Below are 19,483 nucleotides of genomic sequence, written 5' to 3' on the forward strand. Positions count from 1 at the left end.
GGTCACTCCGTGGGCGTCTGGCCGCACGAATTGTGGATCAGACGTGATCGTTACAGCCTGTTTGATGGTCGGTTGTGCAGGGCATTCCGGGCGCGTCGGTGTCTCGGCCGCGCCTCGCGCGGGCCGGCGACTATATCGTGATGGTGGCTGTTTGCTGCGTGTCGGTTCTGGTCTGCTTTCTGGTGAGGTGCGGGGTTGAGTGAGGAGCCCCTGACCACTTTGCCGTTGCGGCGACGAATGCGCTTTCGCCGCGCTTTATCTCCATCCTTGGAAGCATCACGAGAGCGCCGCCGTGTGGCCTTCTCATGGTGGGAGCCATCATGGCCGTGGCGATGCTGTCGCCGTTTCTTCTCGGAAGCGGCCTTCTCAAGGTCGATGATCTGGCCCTGAGCGTCCTCGGGTATGTCGAGATCGGTGTAGAGGTGGGGGGAGGTGGAATAAGTTTCGACCGGCTCGGACAGCTCGAGGTTGAGGGCCTTGTTGATGAGCTTCCAGCGGGTGACGTCAGCCCAATCTACGAGGGTGACGGCGACGCCCTTGGCACCCGCGCGGCCGGTGCGACCAATGCGGTGGACGTATGTTTTCTCGTCTTCGGGACATTCATGGTTGATGACGTGGGACACCCCGGTGACGTCAATGCCACGGGCAGCGACATCGGTCGCCACCAGGATGGTCGCATCGCCATGACGGAATTTCTTGAGCGCTTTTTCGCGCGCGACCTGCGTGAGATCACCGTGGATGGCGCGGGTTTTGAAACCGCGGTCGTCGAGGTCGTCAGAAAGCCGCTGGCATGCACGCTTGGTGCGGCAGAAGATGATGACCTTCTCGACGTCGTTGGCCTGCAGAATGCGTCCAATGATCTCAATCTTGTCGAGGGGATGGGCCTGGTATACAAACTGCTGGGTGTCGGGGACCGTGGCCTGGGTGTCGGCTCCTTCGGCGCGGACGTGCACCGGACGATGTAGTTGGGACCGGGCTAGGGCCATAATCGGGGCCGGCATAGTGGCCGAAAACAGCATCGTCTGGCGAGAGGCCGGAGTGCGTCCGATGAGATTCTCGACGTCAGGCAAGAAGCCGAGATCAAGCATCTCGTCGGCCTCGTCAAGGACGACTATGCGCACATGGGACAGATCGAGGTCCTTGCGCTGGGATAGGTCAAGAAGGCGTCCAGGAGTACCGACGACAACATCGACCCCCGCTTTAAGTGCGTCAATCTGCGACTCATAACCAACCCCACCGTAGACGGTAAGGACACGTGCGCCGCGGACAGAAGCGGCAGTGGAGATGTCTTTAGACACTTGGAGAGCCAGCTCCCGGGTAGGGCACATCACGAGTGCTTGGGGCTTGCCTTTGGTGGTGAGTTCTTCCCAACCTTCGTCACCGGGCAGGGTGATGCGCAGCAAGATGGTGATGCCGAAGGCGAGTGTTTTGCCAGTGCCAGTACGCGCCTGCCCAATGAGATCCGTGCCCTCGACGGCAATCGGGATCGACATGGCCTGGATCGGGAACGGGGAGACAATTCCCACCCCTTCCAACGCCTGGCAGATATCTTCTCGGACGCCGAGGTCGGCGAAGGAGGTGGGAACGGAAACAGTAGTCTCGGTCAGTGTCTTGGCCTCTTCGTGCGTGGGCCCTCAAGGCCCGGTGTCGTTCTTGTGACGTCGTTTAATGCCACGTCTGGTGTGGACCAGCGAAGATACGCGTTCGACACACCATCAATCACTTTACCTCTCATGCCATCAACCTTCTAACCTGATGGGGTGAGCGTCGACGACACGAACCCCAGTCACACCGCCGTTGCGACGATTTTTTGGTCTGTCTCGGCGTCTTGCGCCCTGCATGGATTCTCGGCGATAGTTTCCGGCATGGCGTTAGTTCCCGGGCTTGCGGAACGGTTCCTCATCGTTGATCGCAGCGCCGAGATCCAGCGCATTCTGGCAGAGGTTAGGACGCGGCTCACAGACCGCGAAACCCTCGCTGAGGTCGAGCCTCTCATCGGCTCGGTGGAGGAATACGTTCCCGCCCAGGACTGGTCGCAGGTCCTGTTGCGCGACCACATCGTGGTAAACCTTATTTCCGACTTCCTGGATCGAGTTGAGCCAAATCTCGAGCCCCAGCTTCGTCCTAGAGGTGGGTCCTTTGGCCCGTGGTTGGGACGAAGTACTGGAAACCGGGTGAGGTGGGACGCCGCGATGCACCATGTCCTCGCAGCGCATCAAGACAAGTCTGGTGACTCTCTTTTTGCTCGGCGGCTTGTAGGTGAGGTGTTGTCAGTGGCCCAACGACTCTTTGCTCGACATCAGAGCCTCACCTCTGCACTGACTCAGGCTGGCGGCGGTGAATTCGATGATCTTGATCTCATCAATGAAGTGATGGCCGGCGTACTTGGCGCCCACGATCAGCGCATGATTGAACTTGGCTTGGAGCCCTAAGGACGCTCCGAGAGCTCCCACAGCTTCGTCGTGACCTAGGTCAGAGGGTTCCGAACCCCACTTGACGGCTATTGGGCTGGCCCAAGTCGAGGTAGGCAATTCCACGAGCCGGAATGAGGACCTTGCGGCCTTTGGCATCAGTCAGAGTGAGGATGGCGTTCGGCTGAGCCAGGCTCTCCCTGAGTTGCTGTTCGATGGTCTCGACGCTCTCCTGAGCATCGATACTGACTTCGCGTGCGGCGTTGACGATGCCGATCTTAATCTCCATGAGTACCAACCTACCGTCGGATCAAGAATCCCGGCGCCACAGAGCTACCGTAATGTTGTCATGACCGCCGCAATTATTGGCGTGGGCGATAAGTCCGTTGGCTACGCCTGCCGGAGAAGCGTGGCCGTGATCATCAGTGTGCGCTTTGCTGACGAGGTCGGCCATAAGCCGGGCCAAATCGCCGGCATCCGGTACGTGGTTCCACAATCCGTCGCTGCACACCAATAGCCATCCAGATTGCTGAGGTTGATAGGCCATGACACGAGGCGCAACGTCGGTAGCCGATGCGCCGATCCATTTTGTGATGGCATGAGCACCCATCCCCCTCTCGGCCTCTTCCCGAGACAATCCCAGGTCCATTTGGGCCTGGGCCATCGAGTCATCAATCGAGAGGCGAACGGGGTCGCCGTCATCAGGGAACCAGTATGTACGAGTGTCGCCAATATTGCCGACGACAATGCGATCGTGGGTAGCAACTGCTACAGCGAGTGTGCACGCACCGATCGGACCCGATCCACTGACTACCGCCTCATGGGTTTTCTGAAAGGTGCGTTCGAACAAGGTGACGGTGTCGTCATCGTTGATCGGCAGGCCCTGGTCCATTGTTGCCGTGAGGTAGTCACGCGCAGTGTGGGAGGCGACCCTGGCGCATTCCTCGGCTCCCTCAGTCGAGGACACGCCATCAGCGACGACAAGGACAATGTGATGTCCTGACCCGTCGATACCGAGCGCTGCGGCATCCTGATTGGTCTCGTGACGCAGCCCAATATGCGACGCACACGCGACATCTCCACGCGCTGCAGCTGCGTCAGTGAGGTCCACTCGTAAGGTGGCGGCGGTATCGGGTGTCACGGTGTAGGACTGGTCCGACTTGTTCATGAAAGTCCTCAGGCTGAGCGGGTGTTTTCCGCGTGGACCCTGGGGTCACGAATCGTGCTCACTTTGGTCGTGTGCCAGTGGTGGATGGACATCTACCGGCACGTCCATAGTGAGCTATTCGGCGCGCGGATGTGCCTCATCCGTATGAGGCAACAACTCCACTTTTTCATATCGCAGGCAGCTGCGGCTAGGAAATGACTCCTGACGACGCTGTTCTGTGTCATCGGCATCGGGCTTCGTTACCCCTGTCGGAGGCATGTGGTGGCATGTGTGTCATGCATGGTTGGGATGGCCTCCAGGCTCGAGTGCTTGCCGATGACGCCAGTACGGTTCTCGTCATGGGCGGGCCGGGTACGGGGCGGACGAGCCTATGCCTCGACATTGCGGCGCGGCACGTTGCCTCTGGGGGGCGGTTGTCTGAAGTTTTGGTGTTGGCACAGACCAGACCGTCGGCTCAGGCGTTACGTACAGCGCTTGTTCGTCGACTCGGAGGTGCTCACCTAGACCCTCAGGTTATGACGGTCCACGCTCTCGCTCGTCGTATCGTCGCTTCCCCGTCGAAGCGGTTGCTCACGGCACCGGAACAGGAGTTTCGGATGAGAGAATTGCTCGCGGCGCGAGACATATCTGACTGGCCGGAGGAGTTACGTACTTGTGCCGGTACGGCTCAGTTTGCCTCTGATGTCCGGGTGATGGCGGCGCGTCTGCGGCAGGAAGGATGTGATCCGCAGGATTTGACAGAGGCAGGAACCGCATCGGGGGTGCCCGAATGGCGCATGTTGGGGCCTTTCCTGGCCGACTATTTGGATGTTCTCGATTTGGAGGGGTCACTCGATTATGCCGAGGCTGTTCATCGGGCTCGGATTGCGTTAACTCGGCCAGGAGCTGATGTGGAGGTGCGATCACGGATCAAACTTCTGATCTGTGACGACCTGACGGAATGCGACCCGTCCCAAGTTCGTCTCCTCGCTCAGATCGCGCGATGCCACGTCCCCTGTGTGTTGACTGCGGATCCCGACCAGACGATCTATGGGTTCCGCGGCGCAGTGGCGGAACGGCTTGACGAGGTTATTGACGAGTTCCCTGACGTGTCGGTCCACCACCTGACAACGAATTATCGCAACAGTCAGCACATCGCTGAGGTTGTCGAGAGCTTGCGAACTGGGATGCCTGTGGTGCCCTCATCGAGTCGGCTACGTCGCCATGCTAATCACAGCACCTCCACTGAGGCAGGAACGGTAGCCGCGCTGCGAGCCCCTAGCATCACGCGGTTGGTGAGAAAGATTGCCGGCACACTTCGTCATGCCCGCGTCGCTGATGGTGTGGCGTGGCGGAGTATGGCAGTGGTTACACGCCACGGCGGTGAGCTGGACGTGATTGCGACGATACTTGCCGCCGAGGGTATTCCGGTTCTGAGGTCGCGTGATGAACACGCGCTGTCGGATATCTACGCCGTCACGCATATCTTGAATGCGTTGGAGATGGCAGTGGCTCTGGCATCGGGGGCACAGCCCAGTGCTCGAGACGTTGCAACACTGCTGTCGAATCCGCTAGCTGGGATCGATCGCAGTGTTATTCATCGGTTAGAAACCTGGTGTCGGCTGGTGCGCGGCGTCGATGTCGACTGGGCGCTGCTAAAGGAGCTCGGTGCTGATCCGACGGTCACGGCGGCTGGGAAGTCCGAGCGAACTGACGACGCTAGTCGATCCGGGGATGCCATTACGGCAGAACTCGACACCGCATGCGAAGTGTACTCAGTGCCTCCAAGCTTACGGGCTCTCGCTCAGCCGCTAGCCGTGATGACTCAGCGGGTGCAACGTGCTGCGGATCTCTTGCGCTCTGGTGCCACTTGTCATGAAGCGTTGTGGGCCTTATGGCAGGGTAGTTCGTGGGCGTCGTCGTTGCGTAGGCGAGCCGTGGCAGGAGATTCGACTGCTAACCGTGATCTGGATGGTTTGTGCTCTCTTTTTGACATGGCCGAGAGTGCTCAAACGATGGCGGGAATTGCAGGAGGTCAGCGTCTCATCGAAGTAGTGCGGCAGGAACAGATCCCAGCTGACCGAGCACGTGAATCCGATGAGGACCGTGATGGGGTGAGCGTTGTGACGGCCCACCGCATTAAAGGTCGCGAATTCGACGTCGTCGCCGTGTGTGGTCTCGAAGAAGGTAATTGGCCTGCTGGTAACCACACAGGGTCCCTTGTTCGCGCAGACCGCTGGTCTCCCGACGGCCTCGTAGCAGCGCCTGGATGGTCAGAAAACCTTCGGGCTGAAACGAGGCTATTACTCGTGGCATCTTCACGGGCGCGTCACCAGCTCCTGTTGTGTTCGGTCGACTCTGCTGAGGAGGGGAAACGCCCATCGGGGCTGGTCGCCGGACTTCCTCACATCGAGGACAATGCGGATTCGCTCAGTTTTGCCAGCCTCACTGAACTCGTCGGCGAGCTGCGTCGAGTCATTGCTGATGAGTCTGAATCGCCGGGAGTTCGAACTGAGGCTCAGGCACTACTTGATGATTTGCGCAACGAGGAGCATCACGGACGGCGATTGGTGCCACAAGCTGACCCGGCGACCTGGTGGCGCCAAGGGGTACCTCGCCAGGACGACATGGACGGGGAGATAGAGCTCAGCGCGTCCCATGTCGGGGAATTGCTCACTTGCCCGAGACGATGGTTTATGACCCGCCGTGCCGGTGCCAGCAGCGGATCAGCGTTTCGGGCAAGTATTGGCTCCCTTGTACACCGGATCTGTGCGGAAAACATGGACCAGTGGTCACTACCTAAGGCCCTGGCCGAATTGGAAGCCGCATGGCCTGAAATTGAGTTGTCGGCAGAATGGCAGCGCAGCGCTGAACTTGCGGATGCGAAAGCAGCTGTACAGCGCTTTGACGGGTGGTTGCAGTTACGTAACCGTCAGCTCATCGGAACTGAGGTGCGGGTCGATGGCACGATCACGGTGCCCTCCGGAACAGCGCGAGTGCGGGGCAGCATCGATCGGCTCGAGCGCGACGCAGAAGGTGCGTATTACGTGGTGGATCTCAAAACCGGGACCAGCCAGAGCGATGAGATAAAACAATCTCACCGACTACAAATTGGTGTGTACCAAGCTGTCGTCGCATCTGGGGGAGTTGAAGCCATAGGTCCGACGTCGGTTAGCGGCGCGGAATTAGTACATCTTCGGATTGGCGCAGGTAAAGGCCAAGCAAATCCGAAAGTCGATTATCAGAATGGTCTTGTTGATGTGCCTTGGCCTGACGAAGCCGAGGCTGTTGACGGCTGTTGCAACTGGATTGAAGCCAGCGTCGATAGGGCATTGAGAATTGTTAGATCAGGCGAGTATCCCGCAATTGCGAATAGGGGCTGCGGCCACTGTCCCGCTCGGGCAGGATGCCCCGCGCTGGTACCGATGGATCCGGCGACTGCCGGTTCTGACCGACGAAGGAATGTCCCATGACGAGCTTGATTGGTGACGCCCCGGTTGATGGTGTCGACGTGGCAGCGCTGCTAGGCATCCCCATTTCCGCCGAGCAGGAGCGAGCAGTTCAAGCGCCACTCAAACCCTGTGCGGTGATAGCTGGAGCAGGCACGGGTAAGACGACGGTGATGGCCGCTCGCGTGGTGTGGTTGGTTGCCAGCAGACTGGTAAGCCCGGAGGAAATCCTCGGGTTGACATTTACCAACAAGGCGACTGCGGAATTATCCGAGCGCATTGAATCCAACCTCACTCGGGTGGGCCTGTTGACGTCAGAGCAGCCCCGTCCGACAGTGGCGACCTATGACAGTTTTGCGGGGACACTGGTAAACGATTACGGAGCCTGGGACGGTATTAACACGGGGGCACATCTCATAACTGCTGCCAGGGCTTACCAGCTCGCGGCGGAGGTCATCATGGGACTTAACAAGGCTCCGCTGGCCGCTACCCATATGGGGCCAACGTTCATAGCCCAAGCTGTAGTGAAACTGGCTGGAGCCATGGCCTCACACGATGCGAGTCCGGGCAAGGTCAGGAGAGCTGATGCCCGGTGGCGCCAGATGCTCCTTGACGCTCCGACAAAAAGGGGAGGGGATAGATACGCTGATATCGATAAATGGCTCTCGCGAGTCGATGAACGCGAAGAACTCCTTGATCTTGTTGCCGCCTATCAGAATCTCAAGAAAGAACGCGGATTGGTCGAGTTTGGTGACCGTATGGTTCAAGCCCTCCATCTAGTAACTCATCACCCGCGAGTGGGGGAGGAGCTGAGGGCCAGATACCGTGTTGTTCTCCTCGACGAGTATCAAGATACATCGTCGGCCCAGGCTGATGTGCTTGCTGCACTATTTTCGGGTCCGGACTCAGCTCATGGCATGGGCCACCCAGTGATGGCTGTCGGCGATCCGCTTCAGGCCATTTACGAATGGCGTGGCGCGGCCGCCAGCAACATCTTAGAATTTCACCGGCGCTTCCCGAATAAGGAAGGGACGCCAGCCCAGGTGCTCTCTCTCGCAACCAACCGCAGATGCGCCGATCAGATCATCAATGCGGCGAACGTAGCGTCAGAAGAGTTGCGACAAACGCTGTCGTCAGCGGCGGAGTCTGACGATCATGACCCCGCTGGCGATCGGGCTGAGGTGGCAGTCGGACAGCCGCTTATCGCGCCCGAGGGGAATCGACGTGGCGAGGTCACGGTGGCCGCATATCCCGACTGGGTTAAGGAATGTCAGGCGTGCGCCGATATCTTGGTGGAAGCCAAGGAACGTGGCACCATCGCACGCTGGTCTGATGCCGCAATCCTTGTTCGACGTAATTCAGACGTGGCCGACCTCTACGACTCCCTCACTGCTCGTGATGTCCCGGTGCGATTTGCGAACTTGTCTGGATTGCTTCGACTCCCGGACATTGCCATGGTGGTTGCTCATCTTCGGTTATTGGTGGATCGTCAGGATGACGCGGCGATGGCGACTCTACTTGCCGCACCACGTCTTGGACTCAGCACGGATGATCTGGCGATGGTGTATCGGCGCGCCCGCGCTCTGGCGAAAGCTCGGGCCAAGGATGATGGGCTAGACCCCGATGATGTCGAGATCCACCTCTCTGACGCTGTGATGGAAGGGCGACCCGGTGGTCATGAACGACTGCAGTGTGCAGTGAAACGGGTATGTGCCGAGATCGTCGAGGTTGACGCGCACCAGGGGGATAGCCCCGATGACTTGGTTCTGCGCATTGAGGCCATTACAGGACTCATCGACGATATAGCTGCTGACGACCCGCACCGGAGTGCAGCACGGCGAGATCACCTGGATGCGCTATGGAATGCGATACGTGAGGTTCGTCGCAGCGATCCCACTATGACGATCACAGGAATCGTCACTTGGTTGGCGGCTGAAGAAGATGTTGGCGACGGGCTTCCCCGGGCCGCTACCGACGATCGCGACGCTGTAACAGTGTCGACAGTTCATGGAGCCAAAGGCCTGGAATGGCCGTTAGTCATCATCCCCGACATGGCTCAAGGTGTATTTCCGTCAACGTCGACTCCAGACAACTTCGCCTCGGAGGCTGCTGTCCTGCCTTCCTTCGCTAGAGGAGATGCCAGCGACATTAGCCATCCACTATCGGGAAGTGTCGTCGATACTAAAGCGTACGTAGCGGCGCTCAAGGAGGATTCACAGTGGGCTGAGGCTCGACTCGCCTATGTGGCCCTTACCCGTGCCAAAGAACGATTGGTGGTGTCGTGGCATCAATGGCGCCCACGCCGCAAGGGTAGTTTAGGGCCAGGTCGATATGCAGACCTTCTCGCCGACATGCTTGGAACGGTGTGGCCGGACTTTGGTGAGCGTCCTGACAACGTTATCCAGGCTGGCACGCCCTGGCCTGTGTTCGCTGATGTGGGTCACGGCCTCATCGACAACGCATCCCGATCCGTTGATGATCCTGGACAGGCTGATCGGGTGAGGGCGTGGTGGACTGACGCTGATGCTCTGCTCAAAGATGCGAGACGACACATCGATCTGCAGGATGAGGTCGCGCTTCCACCTCGCCTGACTACCTCGCAGATCGTGAGGCTCCACGCCAATCCGCAGGCGTTCCGGGACGATTTGCGCCGCCCAATGCCTCGACCAGCTGACAGAGGAGCTGGAATTGGTACAGCATTCCATGAGTGGGTGAGCCAACGGCTCGCGCCTGCAGAACCGATCCCGCTGTTCGATGCCGAGGAGGTTGCGGAGCTTGACGAGGAGAACACTACACAGGAGGCTGTCGCAGCTGAGCCTAGTGGTGCCGAGAGCCGTGCGCTGCGGAGCCTTTGCCAAGCCTTTGAAGAGAGTCGCTGGGCGGGCGCCACTGTACTGGCAGTAGAGAAATCCTTTGTTATGACGATCGGTCAGACGGTCGTGCGTGGTCGTCTTGACGCCGTCGTCGCTGATCCGGATCACCCCGGAGATGAGCTCGTCATTGATTGGAAGACCTCACCACCACGCTCAGCAGACCCGCTCCAGCTATCCATCTACCGGTTGGCGTGGGCGCAGGCGAGGGGGATTGATCCGTCGAGGGTGAGGGCGGTGTTCCATCATGTTGGCGCAAATGAGACTATTAGCGCCGAACCTCTCTTAGATGCGGACCAGGTAGCAGCTATTTTGACGACATCGTCTTCCGGGAACAGACCGACGAAGAATGCGTCTGACGCGTGATAATCGGATGATTCATAACGGGTATAAAGTGGCCGCGTGAATAGGACCAGTGATTCCCACATCGTCGGGCGGCCTTTATTAGACCGCTGCCATGCCGATCGGGACAATGATAAGGCAAATCGGGCTAGGTGGGATGATCCGGCTGCCCAGTTGTTGCTCATTGATCCCTACGACAAGGTCGTCATGGCTCAAGACAGAGTGGTCGCGGTTCCCACTGAGGGTGAGCGCGACGATCAGCACGATCTACTGCTTGGTGTCGTCGACGGGGTGCCTTGGTTCACCCGTCGTACCAATGAGTCACGTCCGGAGGCTCGGAGTGTGCGCGCGGTTGATCTTGTCCCGGTTGATCGGGAACTCGTCATGTCGGCGGTGGCAGCGCTGGCTTGGCATGAGAGCAACCCGTTATGCCTACGGTGTGGGCAGTCCACCCGCATTACGAGCGGTGGGCCGGCCCGGGTCTGTCCCCAGGGCCACTACGTATTCCCGCGTACAGACCCGGCCATCATTACCGCAGTACTTGACGACGAGGACCGCATCGCGCTTGCCCGCCAACGTTCCTGGGAACCGCATCGTAGGTCGGTATTGGCGGGATTCGTCGAGGCCGGCGAACCGGCAGAGCATGCTGTGGTACGTGAGGTTGCCGAGGAAACAACTCTGACGATCACCTCGGCCTGCTATATAGGGTCGCAGGCATGGCCGTTCCCCCGATCGCTCATGTTCGGCTACGTAGCTCGGGCGACCGGAACCATCGATGTCGGCCACGACGAGCTAGCGGAGGCTAGTTTTCTCAGCCGTCAAGAAGTATCCGACCAAGTTAATGCTGGGCGTCTCCAGTTGCCACCGACTCTGTCCATAGCAAGAGCACTTATTGACGCGTGGCTAGAACACCGACTTCCGGAGCCAGAGAGCGGGTTTGACTTATCGGCCCCACTGAGGTGATAGTCCATCGACCTTGAGACTCCGGTCTCATCAGGAAGTGCGACTTTCTTCCCACCGGCGCTGAATCCCAGAACGTCGATCATTAGCCCGGTCAATCGCCCTCTCCACAGACTCCCTTGTGCCTACCACAGTGAGGTGTTCACGTGCACGCGTGATGGCGGTATAGAGCAACTCACGAGAGAGGAGGGGCGAGTCAGGCGGTGGCAGGACCACCGTTACGTCCGTGAATTGGCTGCCCTGCGCTTTGTGAATCGTCATCGCCTGTAAGGGTTGCAGCGATGGGATGAGGGAACAGGGCAACCGTCTGGGGACTCCACCGGGTCCCGGTAGAGCTATCGTGGGGACGGGCCTTGTTTCAACGATGACCCCGCAATCACCGTTATTGACTCCCAATTGTGCGAGGTTATGCGTCACTATCGCAGTTTCGCCGAGAACCCACCGGCCTTGGCCAACACCAGGCAACACATCTGAAAGCACAGTAGCCATGCGCTGAGACCACTCGTCTACCCCGTATGGCCCCTCTCGGTGAGCGCACAACAACCGGTGGGCATCGACGAGTTTGAGAGCAGCAGCGTCGGCACTGGCCTGAGCAAGCTCAAGCATTCTTGCCCCGGTGCGTGCGATCACCTCCGCGATCGCCGGAAGGTCGGCCATGGTGATACTCGCCGGGTCAGCGTCGATCCACGTAATACTGCGACGGCCACTGATCGTCGCGATGCAATCGGGGGAAGGAGAGTCGTGTGTCACTCCAGCAGCTGTCGCCAATACGTCCAACGCAGCGCTCTTGTCTCCCTCGCGTACCGCCTCCGACAGCCGTGCGATATCTCCTCTCGAGCGGTGGTTATAGGTGAGGATCGTGACAGGAAGTTGCGCTTGGAGGGCATCAGCCGACGAAACGATGTCGGCCAACACGCTACCGGCGTCCACCGAGACAAGCTGCCCTGGGTCCCCGACGAGAATTAAACGAGTTTGAGGCCCGATTGCAGAGAGGAGGCTAGCGGCCAGAGGCAGAGAAAGCATTGATGCTTCGTCAACAACGACGACTCCGAACGGAAGCTTGTGTTGCTCGTCATACCCGAATGAAGTTCCCGGCCCCTGCCATTTCAGCAGTGAGTGGACAGTAGTTGCGTCAGCAACAATCGGTTTCAGATCATCGGGAATTCGCTCTGAAACGTGCGAAACTGAGTCACGCAAGCGTGCCGCTGCCTTGCCGCTGGGAGCCGCAAGGGCCACGGCTCCAAGATGAGGGTCAGCCTGTTGCAAGGCAGCTAGGAGGGCACATACCGTAGTTGTCTTGCCGGTTCCGGGGCCACCTGCAAGCACACTAACTCGGTGCATAATTGCGGCGATGGCAGCATCAGCTTGAGCTGGATCCAAAATAATTCCGGATGCTGCTAAGGCATTACTGACGCTGGAAACAACATCGTCGGCCAACACACGGCCTTGGCTTGGTGAATCCGCAGCGAGGGTAGCGAGATCGCGGGCGACATCGTGCTCAGCTTGCCAATATTTCTCTAGGTAGACCAGACCATCATCAAGCCGAGCCGGTAACCGGTTGATCGGATCATCACGGCCAGCAATGACGGGGCTGGCCTCTAGCGTGGACAGCCACTCGCCTGGATGTGGCCATTCCAATTCCGCGAATAGGGCTGCCTGGTCGCTGGTTTCGATGTCTGGAATTGCCGGATCAAGGATTTGCTGGCGGACGACGTCTGCGATTTCATGAGGGTCCCAAAACACGGACCCGCGCCGAAGCTCACGGCATGATAAAGCGATGGCGAGGCTGACATCGCAGTTGGTCTCGCCACCGATGCGGCACACTAGATTGGCTAAATGGATGTCGCTGGCCTCGAGGACTCCGGCTCGGGCGAAGGGCTCGAGCCGACTTCCTGCTGCTACCGGGACGAGGTCAGTCATGGAGACCTCCCAATTGCTCGCTGATCGCCTCAATGAGTTCAGGTCTCGGATGCCAGGTAAAAACTCCGTCAGGCATGTCACCGTCGGGTACTGGACGATCAGCCATACCTCGAACAAAAAGGTAGCCAATGGGGCCAAGATGGGTTGCGGGGTCGTATCCAGGCAGACTTGATGCCAGGAATCGATGCAAGGCTGCCGAATACAACAATCCTTGCAGCGGGTAGTGAGAACTGAACATTATGGCCCTCATCGTGTGTGCGTCATACATATGAGGACTGAGCTTGTGGACTCCAGGAATTCGGTTCGTCTTGTAATCGACAACTAGATGACGACCATCGGGTCGCCTCAAGACAGCATCGATCGAACCCGTGAGAAAGCCGCGTAGCGCCTTGGGGATATGGGCCAATATTTCGCCGTAGCCGCTGATGGGATCGTCGGGTGGCACCAGACTCGGATCGCAGAGGAGGGACGCTAGGTCTGTCATGGTGGTCGATCGTCCGTGCTGGGTCATGGCAAGTTCGAAATTCATCTCAGCCAGTCGATCCGCCGGGGAAAAATCTGCCAAGGTCATGCCCGGGGCCAAGGGTCCGAGATCACTATGAAGAACCTGCTCCAAACTGGTGGCGAGTTCAGATGGTGGGACGTCTGGTAAGGGCGACATTCGAAGGGCTCTGCGGGTGATTGAGAGTACCTCGCTGGAGAGGTCGGTAGCCGCGGTGTCGATGTACTCAAGGACCGTGTGAACCAGGGTGCCGAAGGAGGTTCCTCCGGGTAACCCACACAGACCGGGGGCTGTGTCATCGACGGACTCGTCGTCAACGGGTTCGTCGATGAGGTTGTTAGTCATAGATTCCGACACGGCTGCGTGCAGGTTGGCCGTCAGTCCTGAATATGAGGTTCGGGCAAACGCGGTGTCGAGTGGTCGCGTCAGCGTCCTAGGGACAACGCAGGCACGAGGCTGGGCGCTGACCGACCGGGTAAGGAGTTTCTGGTTAGCAGGTGCTATTACTGTCGCAATCGGTCCGGAGTTGAACCAGGGGAGAGTTCCGGGGTCGGTCCCGGCAACGCCTGAGCCGAGCTCGCCCGTCGTGCGGTCCATCTCGACAAGGCGTTGGAAGGCGGACCATCGATGACGCCGAGGACAAGGGGACCACCATAGTCGTACAGCAGATCGGGCGCGGGTGAGGGCGACGTACAGCAAGCGAAGGTTCTCGCCCCGCTCGTCCTCTTCGTGGCTCTCGATTGCTATGGAACGATCGGTTCCCTGCGAACTGATGTCCAACACGCGCCGTTGCCCGTCATGCCACACGATCGGACCATTGATGCTCTGCTTCGGCGCCCATCCATTGGTGATGTCAGGCAATAACACGACGGGGAATCCCAGACCCTTTGCCTCATGGACGGTCATGATGATGACAGCCTGTTGGTCACTATCAAGGCGACGGGGTTCGTCGTCGCCTGCCAGTTGCTGTTGCTCGCGGATCCATGCTGCGGTTGCCGTCGCCGTCAATCTTCCTTCACAGGCCGCAATATGCGCCTTTTGTGCCACCTGACGTAGATCGGTGACGTATCGCTCACCACCTGCCATGCTTACCAGACGCACCAGCACACCGGGGCGATGAAGGGCAGCCTCAACCGTTCCCCATACCCCCGTCATCGTCCAGGTACTCGACCAGCGAGCCAGGTCAATCGCCAGGTCAGAGCGCACCCGCGAGTCGGATGCTGCCAAATCGGCTGGCGTTGCACCGATGAGGTCAGACAGGCACAACCTGGTCCGCAGCCTTTCATCGGTATTCTCGAGAGCCTCGAGCAAGGTCATAAGATCTTCAGCCGCCTGAGACGACCACACCGGTGAAGCACCAGAGAACACTGCAGGCTGATGGACCTGTGATAGCGCTGTCGCAAGTTCGGCACCCCTGCGACGTGTTCGCACCAGGATCGCGATGTCGTTGGGGCGAAGTGGCCTTGACCCGTCGCCATCTTGAACGACCGTTCCGCCCTCGAGCATCATGATTACCTGATTAACGAGGTCTTCAGTAACGAACTGATCGGAGGCCGCTGTGTTGAGCTGCGCGCCGGCAGGAGCTTGGAGGCAGCGGATCTGGAAGGGTTGAGACCAGTGGTAGCGCGGTCCATCGGTGGCCGCTGTCTTAATTCGGGATTCCTGATGATGGGCCGTCACTAACTCCGTTGAAATACCGTGGCCCAACTGAGCATTGCTAAAGAGGGTATTAACGGCCTCGACAATGGGCTTATCAGTTCGGTAGTTGACGTCAAGATGAAGGACATGGCTGGCAGATTGGGCCGCGTCTTGATAAGCGTGGATGTCAGCCCCTCGGAAGGCGTAGATCGATTGTTTTGGATCTCCGATTAGCCAAAGGTTGCTGTGGCCATGAAAGGCTCGTTGCAGTATCTCCCATTGCAGAGGATCAGTGTCTTGGAACTCGTCAACCATGACGAGTCCAAACCGATTAGCAAGCGTTGCGCAAGCTAACGGGCCACGGTATGGGTCACGAAGAGCCTTGACAAGATCGCCAATAAGGTCGTCAAAGGTATGCACCGACCGCGATTTGGAGCGTCTCCGGACGTCTTCTCGTACTGATAAGGCCCACAGCACGTCTTGCACAGGCGTGTCTGCATCTTCCTTGGAGAAGATCGGAACCTCGCCGTATTTCACCGCGACATCTCGAGATAGCTCGCGTTTTTCGCGCACTGAGGGCGGCCGGTCACAGTCGAGATACTGTGCCAGGTAGTGGTCATCGGATACCTCGGTTGCTAGGGGGGCAAGATCAGTCATCAGCACTGAGGACGGGTCATGGTCTGATAACACTCCCAACTCCACAAGCATTCGGGACGCGAACTCATGGGTGGTGGTGATAACCGCCCTGTCGAAGTTATCGAGAGCAGACTCCACTCGTGTGAGTCCTGCCTGGCCACATCGGATAATCGACCAATCGCAGGGGTCAGAGGGTTCTCGGGCGCCTGCTAGTAGCAAACGGGTGTTGACAAGGCGTTCGTAGACTCGTCCGCGCAGCTCGCGGGCAGCTGATCGGTTGAAGGTCACCAGGAGAAGGTTCTCCATGTGAACCAGACCAGTCGCGATAGCTTTCGCGCACACCGCCGAGATGGTCCATGTCTTTCCAGTCCCGGCACTTGCTGCCAGCAGGACGGTTCCTTGTGGCAGTGGTCGAGTGATGTCAAAGGAGGTGTTGGTGGTCATGCCCTCCTCCCCGAATTCGAAAACTGTGCCATCGTCGAGGGTGAAGACCCAGCCCCTCTCAACGCCTGCTTAATCGGGTCGAAAAGCCATTCGGAAAGTTCCTTCAAGGTGGTACCTAACTCATGGCAGCAGGCGATGAGCTCACCCACATCGGTTCCCAAAAATGCCGCCCAGTTTGGATCCCGCTCTCGCGACCACTGCACTTGGAGGGCGCTGGCTCCGGTGCGATAGTCGTTATGCGCCATGGGGGACAACTCGACGAGCGCGTGTGCCAATTTCACAGGCAACGGGATGAGTTGCTGGTTGCTCCACCAGGCGACTCGGGCGAGCCCAGCCAGGATGTCGCGAGCATGATCCGGCGCTGGGGAAGCCATCCGCAGGACGTTGCCGTTCGGGACAAGGACTCCAAACCATCCGGGTTCGTCAGTGGCGACGGTCACAGCGAGCAGATCGACCCACAGGTCGAGGAGCGGTCTAGCATTCGCCCGGGACGCGACAGCGTGGACAATATGATGGTTCCTCACACCGACTCGACCACGCAGGTGAACCGGGTGCATGGGATCGACAATGAGTTCGTCAGGCCATAGCAATGGGGGGCTGTCACCCTCATCGAGATCGATATCAATTTCGATGAACTGCTCGTCTTGGTCGCCGCGGAGCTGATTGGCCCTTTGATAAATCTGCATCGCATCCTCAGCCAATTTGGTGACGATGCGTTGGCCCAGGTGCCCTGGAGGAGTAGAGCCGCGGAGTCGTTCGGCATTGATGGCGTCGTCTGGCAGAGAACCGTGTTCCAGGTCAGCCAGGATCCGGGAACGTATCCAGTATTTGTCTAATGAGCTTGGTGCAAGTGGCAGGTCGACCGGCAGGTCAGTAGATCTTTCATTAGCTGGTGCGCCAGCACGGGCTCGCAAGAGCGTTCGTGCTGGGTGAGACAGGGCGAGAGTGAGGTCGGTAAGGGACATCCGGGATTCAGGTAACTTGGCTACCGGGGGCAATACGACGCGATGAGGTCGAGGCTGTGATCCAGGATGACACCCTGCCGCTGCGGCCGCGGCGTTGTCGAATCCACTCCAAGCGGTATTACTGTGATGAGAGAATTCATCGGCAGAGAACGGTTGCAAACCGTGTTTAACGCAACGCGGTGTTGCGGACTGCGCCTTGAGAGCTTGGGAGAGGGTTCTTGTAAAGGGGCCCCGCAACACGGTGAGGTTGCTCACAGGGCTGCGCGCCTGCCTCACGACGACCAGGAGAGTTCTGGCCGACAGAGCGACGTCGAGAAGGTCTTGTCGTGCTTTAGCAGTCGGATCGAGGTTTTCATCTCGCAAACCTTGGAGGAGATCGGCATGAACAGTTTCTTGGTCGGGGTCGACGACAATCACGACTTCGTGATCGACGGGGGTAAGCTCGCCCGGACGGCACACCTGAATTGATCCATCGAACCAGCTGTGCCGCCCACGATGGATGCCTGAGAGCCAGTTGAGGAGGTCAATGATCTCCTGGCGATTAAACTCTCTGTCTTCTGCGACCCCTTCCAAGCCTGTCAGCAGGGCAAGAGTCTGTAGCGCCGATCGAGGAGCGTCTGCGGGAGCGGCGGTAAGGTTGTCAACGATCTGCCTGACCCGGCGTTTCCAGGTGGCAATCGGTGCGGGTGTTTCAGTGTCGAGGAACGCCTTGCGCATTCTGGATACGAGTTCAGCGAGTTTCCCGACGAGGGGGATTGTTGTCGATCCGACGTCAGTAATCGGCGTAACTGTCCCCAGATAAGTTGGTGGTGTAGACGACATCGCGATGGCGAGAATCATCCTTTCGATGCCAGCCAGCCAGGTTGATTGTCTGATCCGGCCCAGCCCTGCCTTGTTCCTTGCGGCAGGATCAACTCCCCACCGGATATCGGCCTGGCTCACCAGCCGTTCAATCGCCTCCTGGTCGTCATCGGAGAATCCGAATCGAGTCCGCACCGCAGGCATGGCGCACAGACTGAGTAAGTCTTGTCCCGTGGCACGTGAGGAGGCCAAGCCCAAGATGGTCGTTACCGCTTCGGTGACGGGATTAACATGCTCGCGTTGCGGAGGGGTCGTGAACCGCAACTGATGTGCGGGGTGATTGATATCTGCCAAAGTCCCAGCGGAAAGAAGGTGGGCGGTGTCCTGGCGCCCGCAACATATGACGACGATGTCCCTGGGTTCCAAGGTTGGGTAGTCGGCGAGAGCGGCGCACACAACATCACGCACTACTTCGGCCTGACGATCAACTCCGTGGCATTGGTGTATTTCGACTGTTGGCAGCTCTTTGCGGTGGGTAACCGCGCTCTGCGCTGTACGGATCGATGATGATGTCCATCGCGCGGTCGTGGCAGAGCGCGCCCGGTCAAAAGTCCGCCACGGATTCGCACCACCAATGCCATGATCGAGATGGACGATAGTGACGTCGTGTGAGGCCGACAACGCTTCCGCGAAGCTGACGTCGTGCTGAGCCGTGGTTGTCGATGAAAACCACACGATCGGCGGTTCAGATCGTGACTGAGTAAGTATCGCGTCGACGAGGAGTTGGTGTCGGCTCACGGGGTCCGGAACATGGCACGGTTCGGCAAGAAGGGTACGCCACAGCGGGGCCCACCACGCGCGGGCGGGATCCAGCGGGTCACCCGCAAGGTCAGTATCACCCTTGTGAGATGTGGGGGCGGCACCGGCGGCCCAGGCATTCAAGACGTCGTGAGAGTCGCGAGCTAGCGCGCAGATCGCGTCTGCAGCTTGTCGTGCAGTTGTCCATGTTGCACGCGGCACTCCTTGCCGACGGCTGGCTTCCAGATGGGCTGAAACAACCTCAAAACCGGGGGGATTGTTCTCAATGATGCGGCATATACGCAGGGCCAGGGGCCCGGGCTGCCACGGATCGTTTTCCCGCTTGATTCCCAGGAGATCTTCCTCGAGTCGTTCTCGTAGACCCAGCGGCGTTGTTGTATCGATACCGGCGGCGATTCCATGACGGCGGGCGAGGGATTGCAGCAAAGATCGAGACTGAGCATTGCCAGGAGCAACCAGAATCGGCCGGACGAATGGATCGGTGGTGGGCTCCGACAAAGCTGCTACGACGGCGTCACTGACGCAGCGCCAGGAATGGACGACCTTCACCACACCGGCCATCAACGCACCTCCTCGTGA

10 protein-coding genes are annotated in these 19,483 nt (G+C 59.0%); 4 read left to right on the forward strand and 6 right to left on the reverse strand.

Translation table 11 applies throughout. The features are described from left to right. Window positions 1-50 precede the first annotated feature (50 nt). Entirely contained in the window at window positions 51-1,535 is a 1,485-nt protein-coding gene (locus LRP59_RS04820; RefSeq protein ID WP_002513380.1) for a DEAD/DEAH box helicase, read from the reverse strand. Window positions 1,536-1,865: 330 nt separating this feature from the next. Between LRP59_RS04820 and LRP59_RS04825 the strand changes: the two genes are divergently transcribed. Then, window positions 1,866-2,432, forward strand: a complete 567-nt coding sequence (locus LRP59_RS04825; RefSeq protein ID WP_002521503.1) for a hypothetical protein — start codon at window positions 1,866-1,868, stop codon at window positions 2,430-2,432. A gap of 40 nt (window positions 2,433-2,472) precedes the next feature. On the opposite strand, the gene LRP59_RS04830 is transcribed toward LRP59_RS04825, so the two are convergent. Beyond that, window positions 2,473-2,700, reverse strand: coding sequence for a DUF3107 domain-containing protein (locus LRP59_RS04830; RefSeq protein WP_002513382.1), 228 nt, complete (start codon window positions 2,698-2,700; stop codon window positions 2,473-2,475). A gap of 21 nt (window positions 2,701-2,721) precedes the next feature. After that, on the reverse strand, window positions 2,722-3,579 hold the full coding sequence (locus LRP59_RS04835) for a PP2C family serine/threonine-protein phosphatase (RefSeq protein WP_002513383.1): 858 nt from the start codon (window positions 3,577-3,579) through the stop codon (window positions 2,722-2,724). 266 nt (window positions 3,580-3,845) lie between these two features. Between LRP59_RS04835 and LRP59_RS04840 the strand changes: the two genes are divergently transcribed. The 3 genes from LRP59_RS04840 to nudC are packed head-to-tail and all read left to right on the forward strand — an operon-like array spanning window position 3,846 to window position 11,182. Continuing rightward, a complete protein-coding gene (locus tag LRP59_RS04840; RefSeq protein ID WP_002533457.1) occupies window positions 3,846-7,031 on the forward strand; it encodes an ATP-dependent DNA helicase in 3,186 nt (1,061 codons plus the stop codon). Then, window positions 7,028-10,243: an ATP-dependent DNA helicase gene (locus LRP59_RS04845; protein WP_002513385.1), complete on the forward strand. Its 3,216-nt coding sequence runs from the start codon at window positions 7,028-7,030 to the stop codon at window positions 10,241-10,243. Before LRP59_RS04840 ends, LRP59_RS04845 begins: the two co-directional genes overlap by 4 nt. 36 nt (window positions 10,244-10,279) lie before the next feature. After that, window positions 10,280-11,182, forward strand: a complete 903-nt coding sequence (nudC, locus tag LRP59_RS04850) for an NAD(+) diphosphatase (protein ID WP_002513386.1) — start codon at window positions 10,280-10,282, stop codon at window positions 11,180-11,182. A 30-nt stretch (window positions 11,183-11,212) separates the two neighbouring features. Here nudC and recD read toward each other — a convergent pair whose 3' ends face one another. The 3 genes from recD to LRP59_RS04865 are packed head-to-tail and all read right to left on the reverse strand — an operon-like array spanning window position 11,213 to window position 19,465. Continuing rightward, window positions 11,213-13,099: an exodeoxyribonuclease V subunit alpha gene (gene recD / locus LRP59_RS04855; RefSeq protein ID WP_002513387.1), complete on the reverse strand. Its 1,887-nt coding sequence runs from the start codon at window positions 13,097-13,099 to the stop codon at window positions 11,213-11,215. Then, window positions 13,092-16,319, reverse strand: coding sequence for a UvrD-helicase domain-containing protein (locus LRP59_RS04860; protein ID WP_148378386.1), 3,228 nt, complete (start codon window positions 16,317-16,319; stop codon window positions 13,092-13,094). Before LRP59_RS04860 ends, recD begins: the two co-directional genes overlap by 8 nt. Further along, window positions 16,316-19,465, reverse strand: coding sequence for an exodeoxyribonuclease V subunit gamma (locus LRP59_RS04865; RefSeq protein WP_002513389.1), 3,150 nt, complete (start codon window positions 19,463-19,465; stop codon window positions 16,316-16,318). The genes LRP59_RS04860 and LRP59_RS04865 overlap by 4 nt, the downstream gene beginning before the upstream one ends. Window positions 19,466-19,483: the final 18 nt, after the last annotated feature.

The sequence above is a fragment of the Cutibacterium sp. 37298 genome (genome assembly GCF_023838685.1).
Lineage (GTDB): Bacteria > Actinomycetota > Actinomycetes > Propionibacteriales > Propionibacteriaceae > Cutibacterium > Cutibacterium acnes.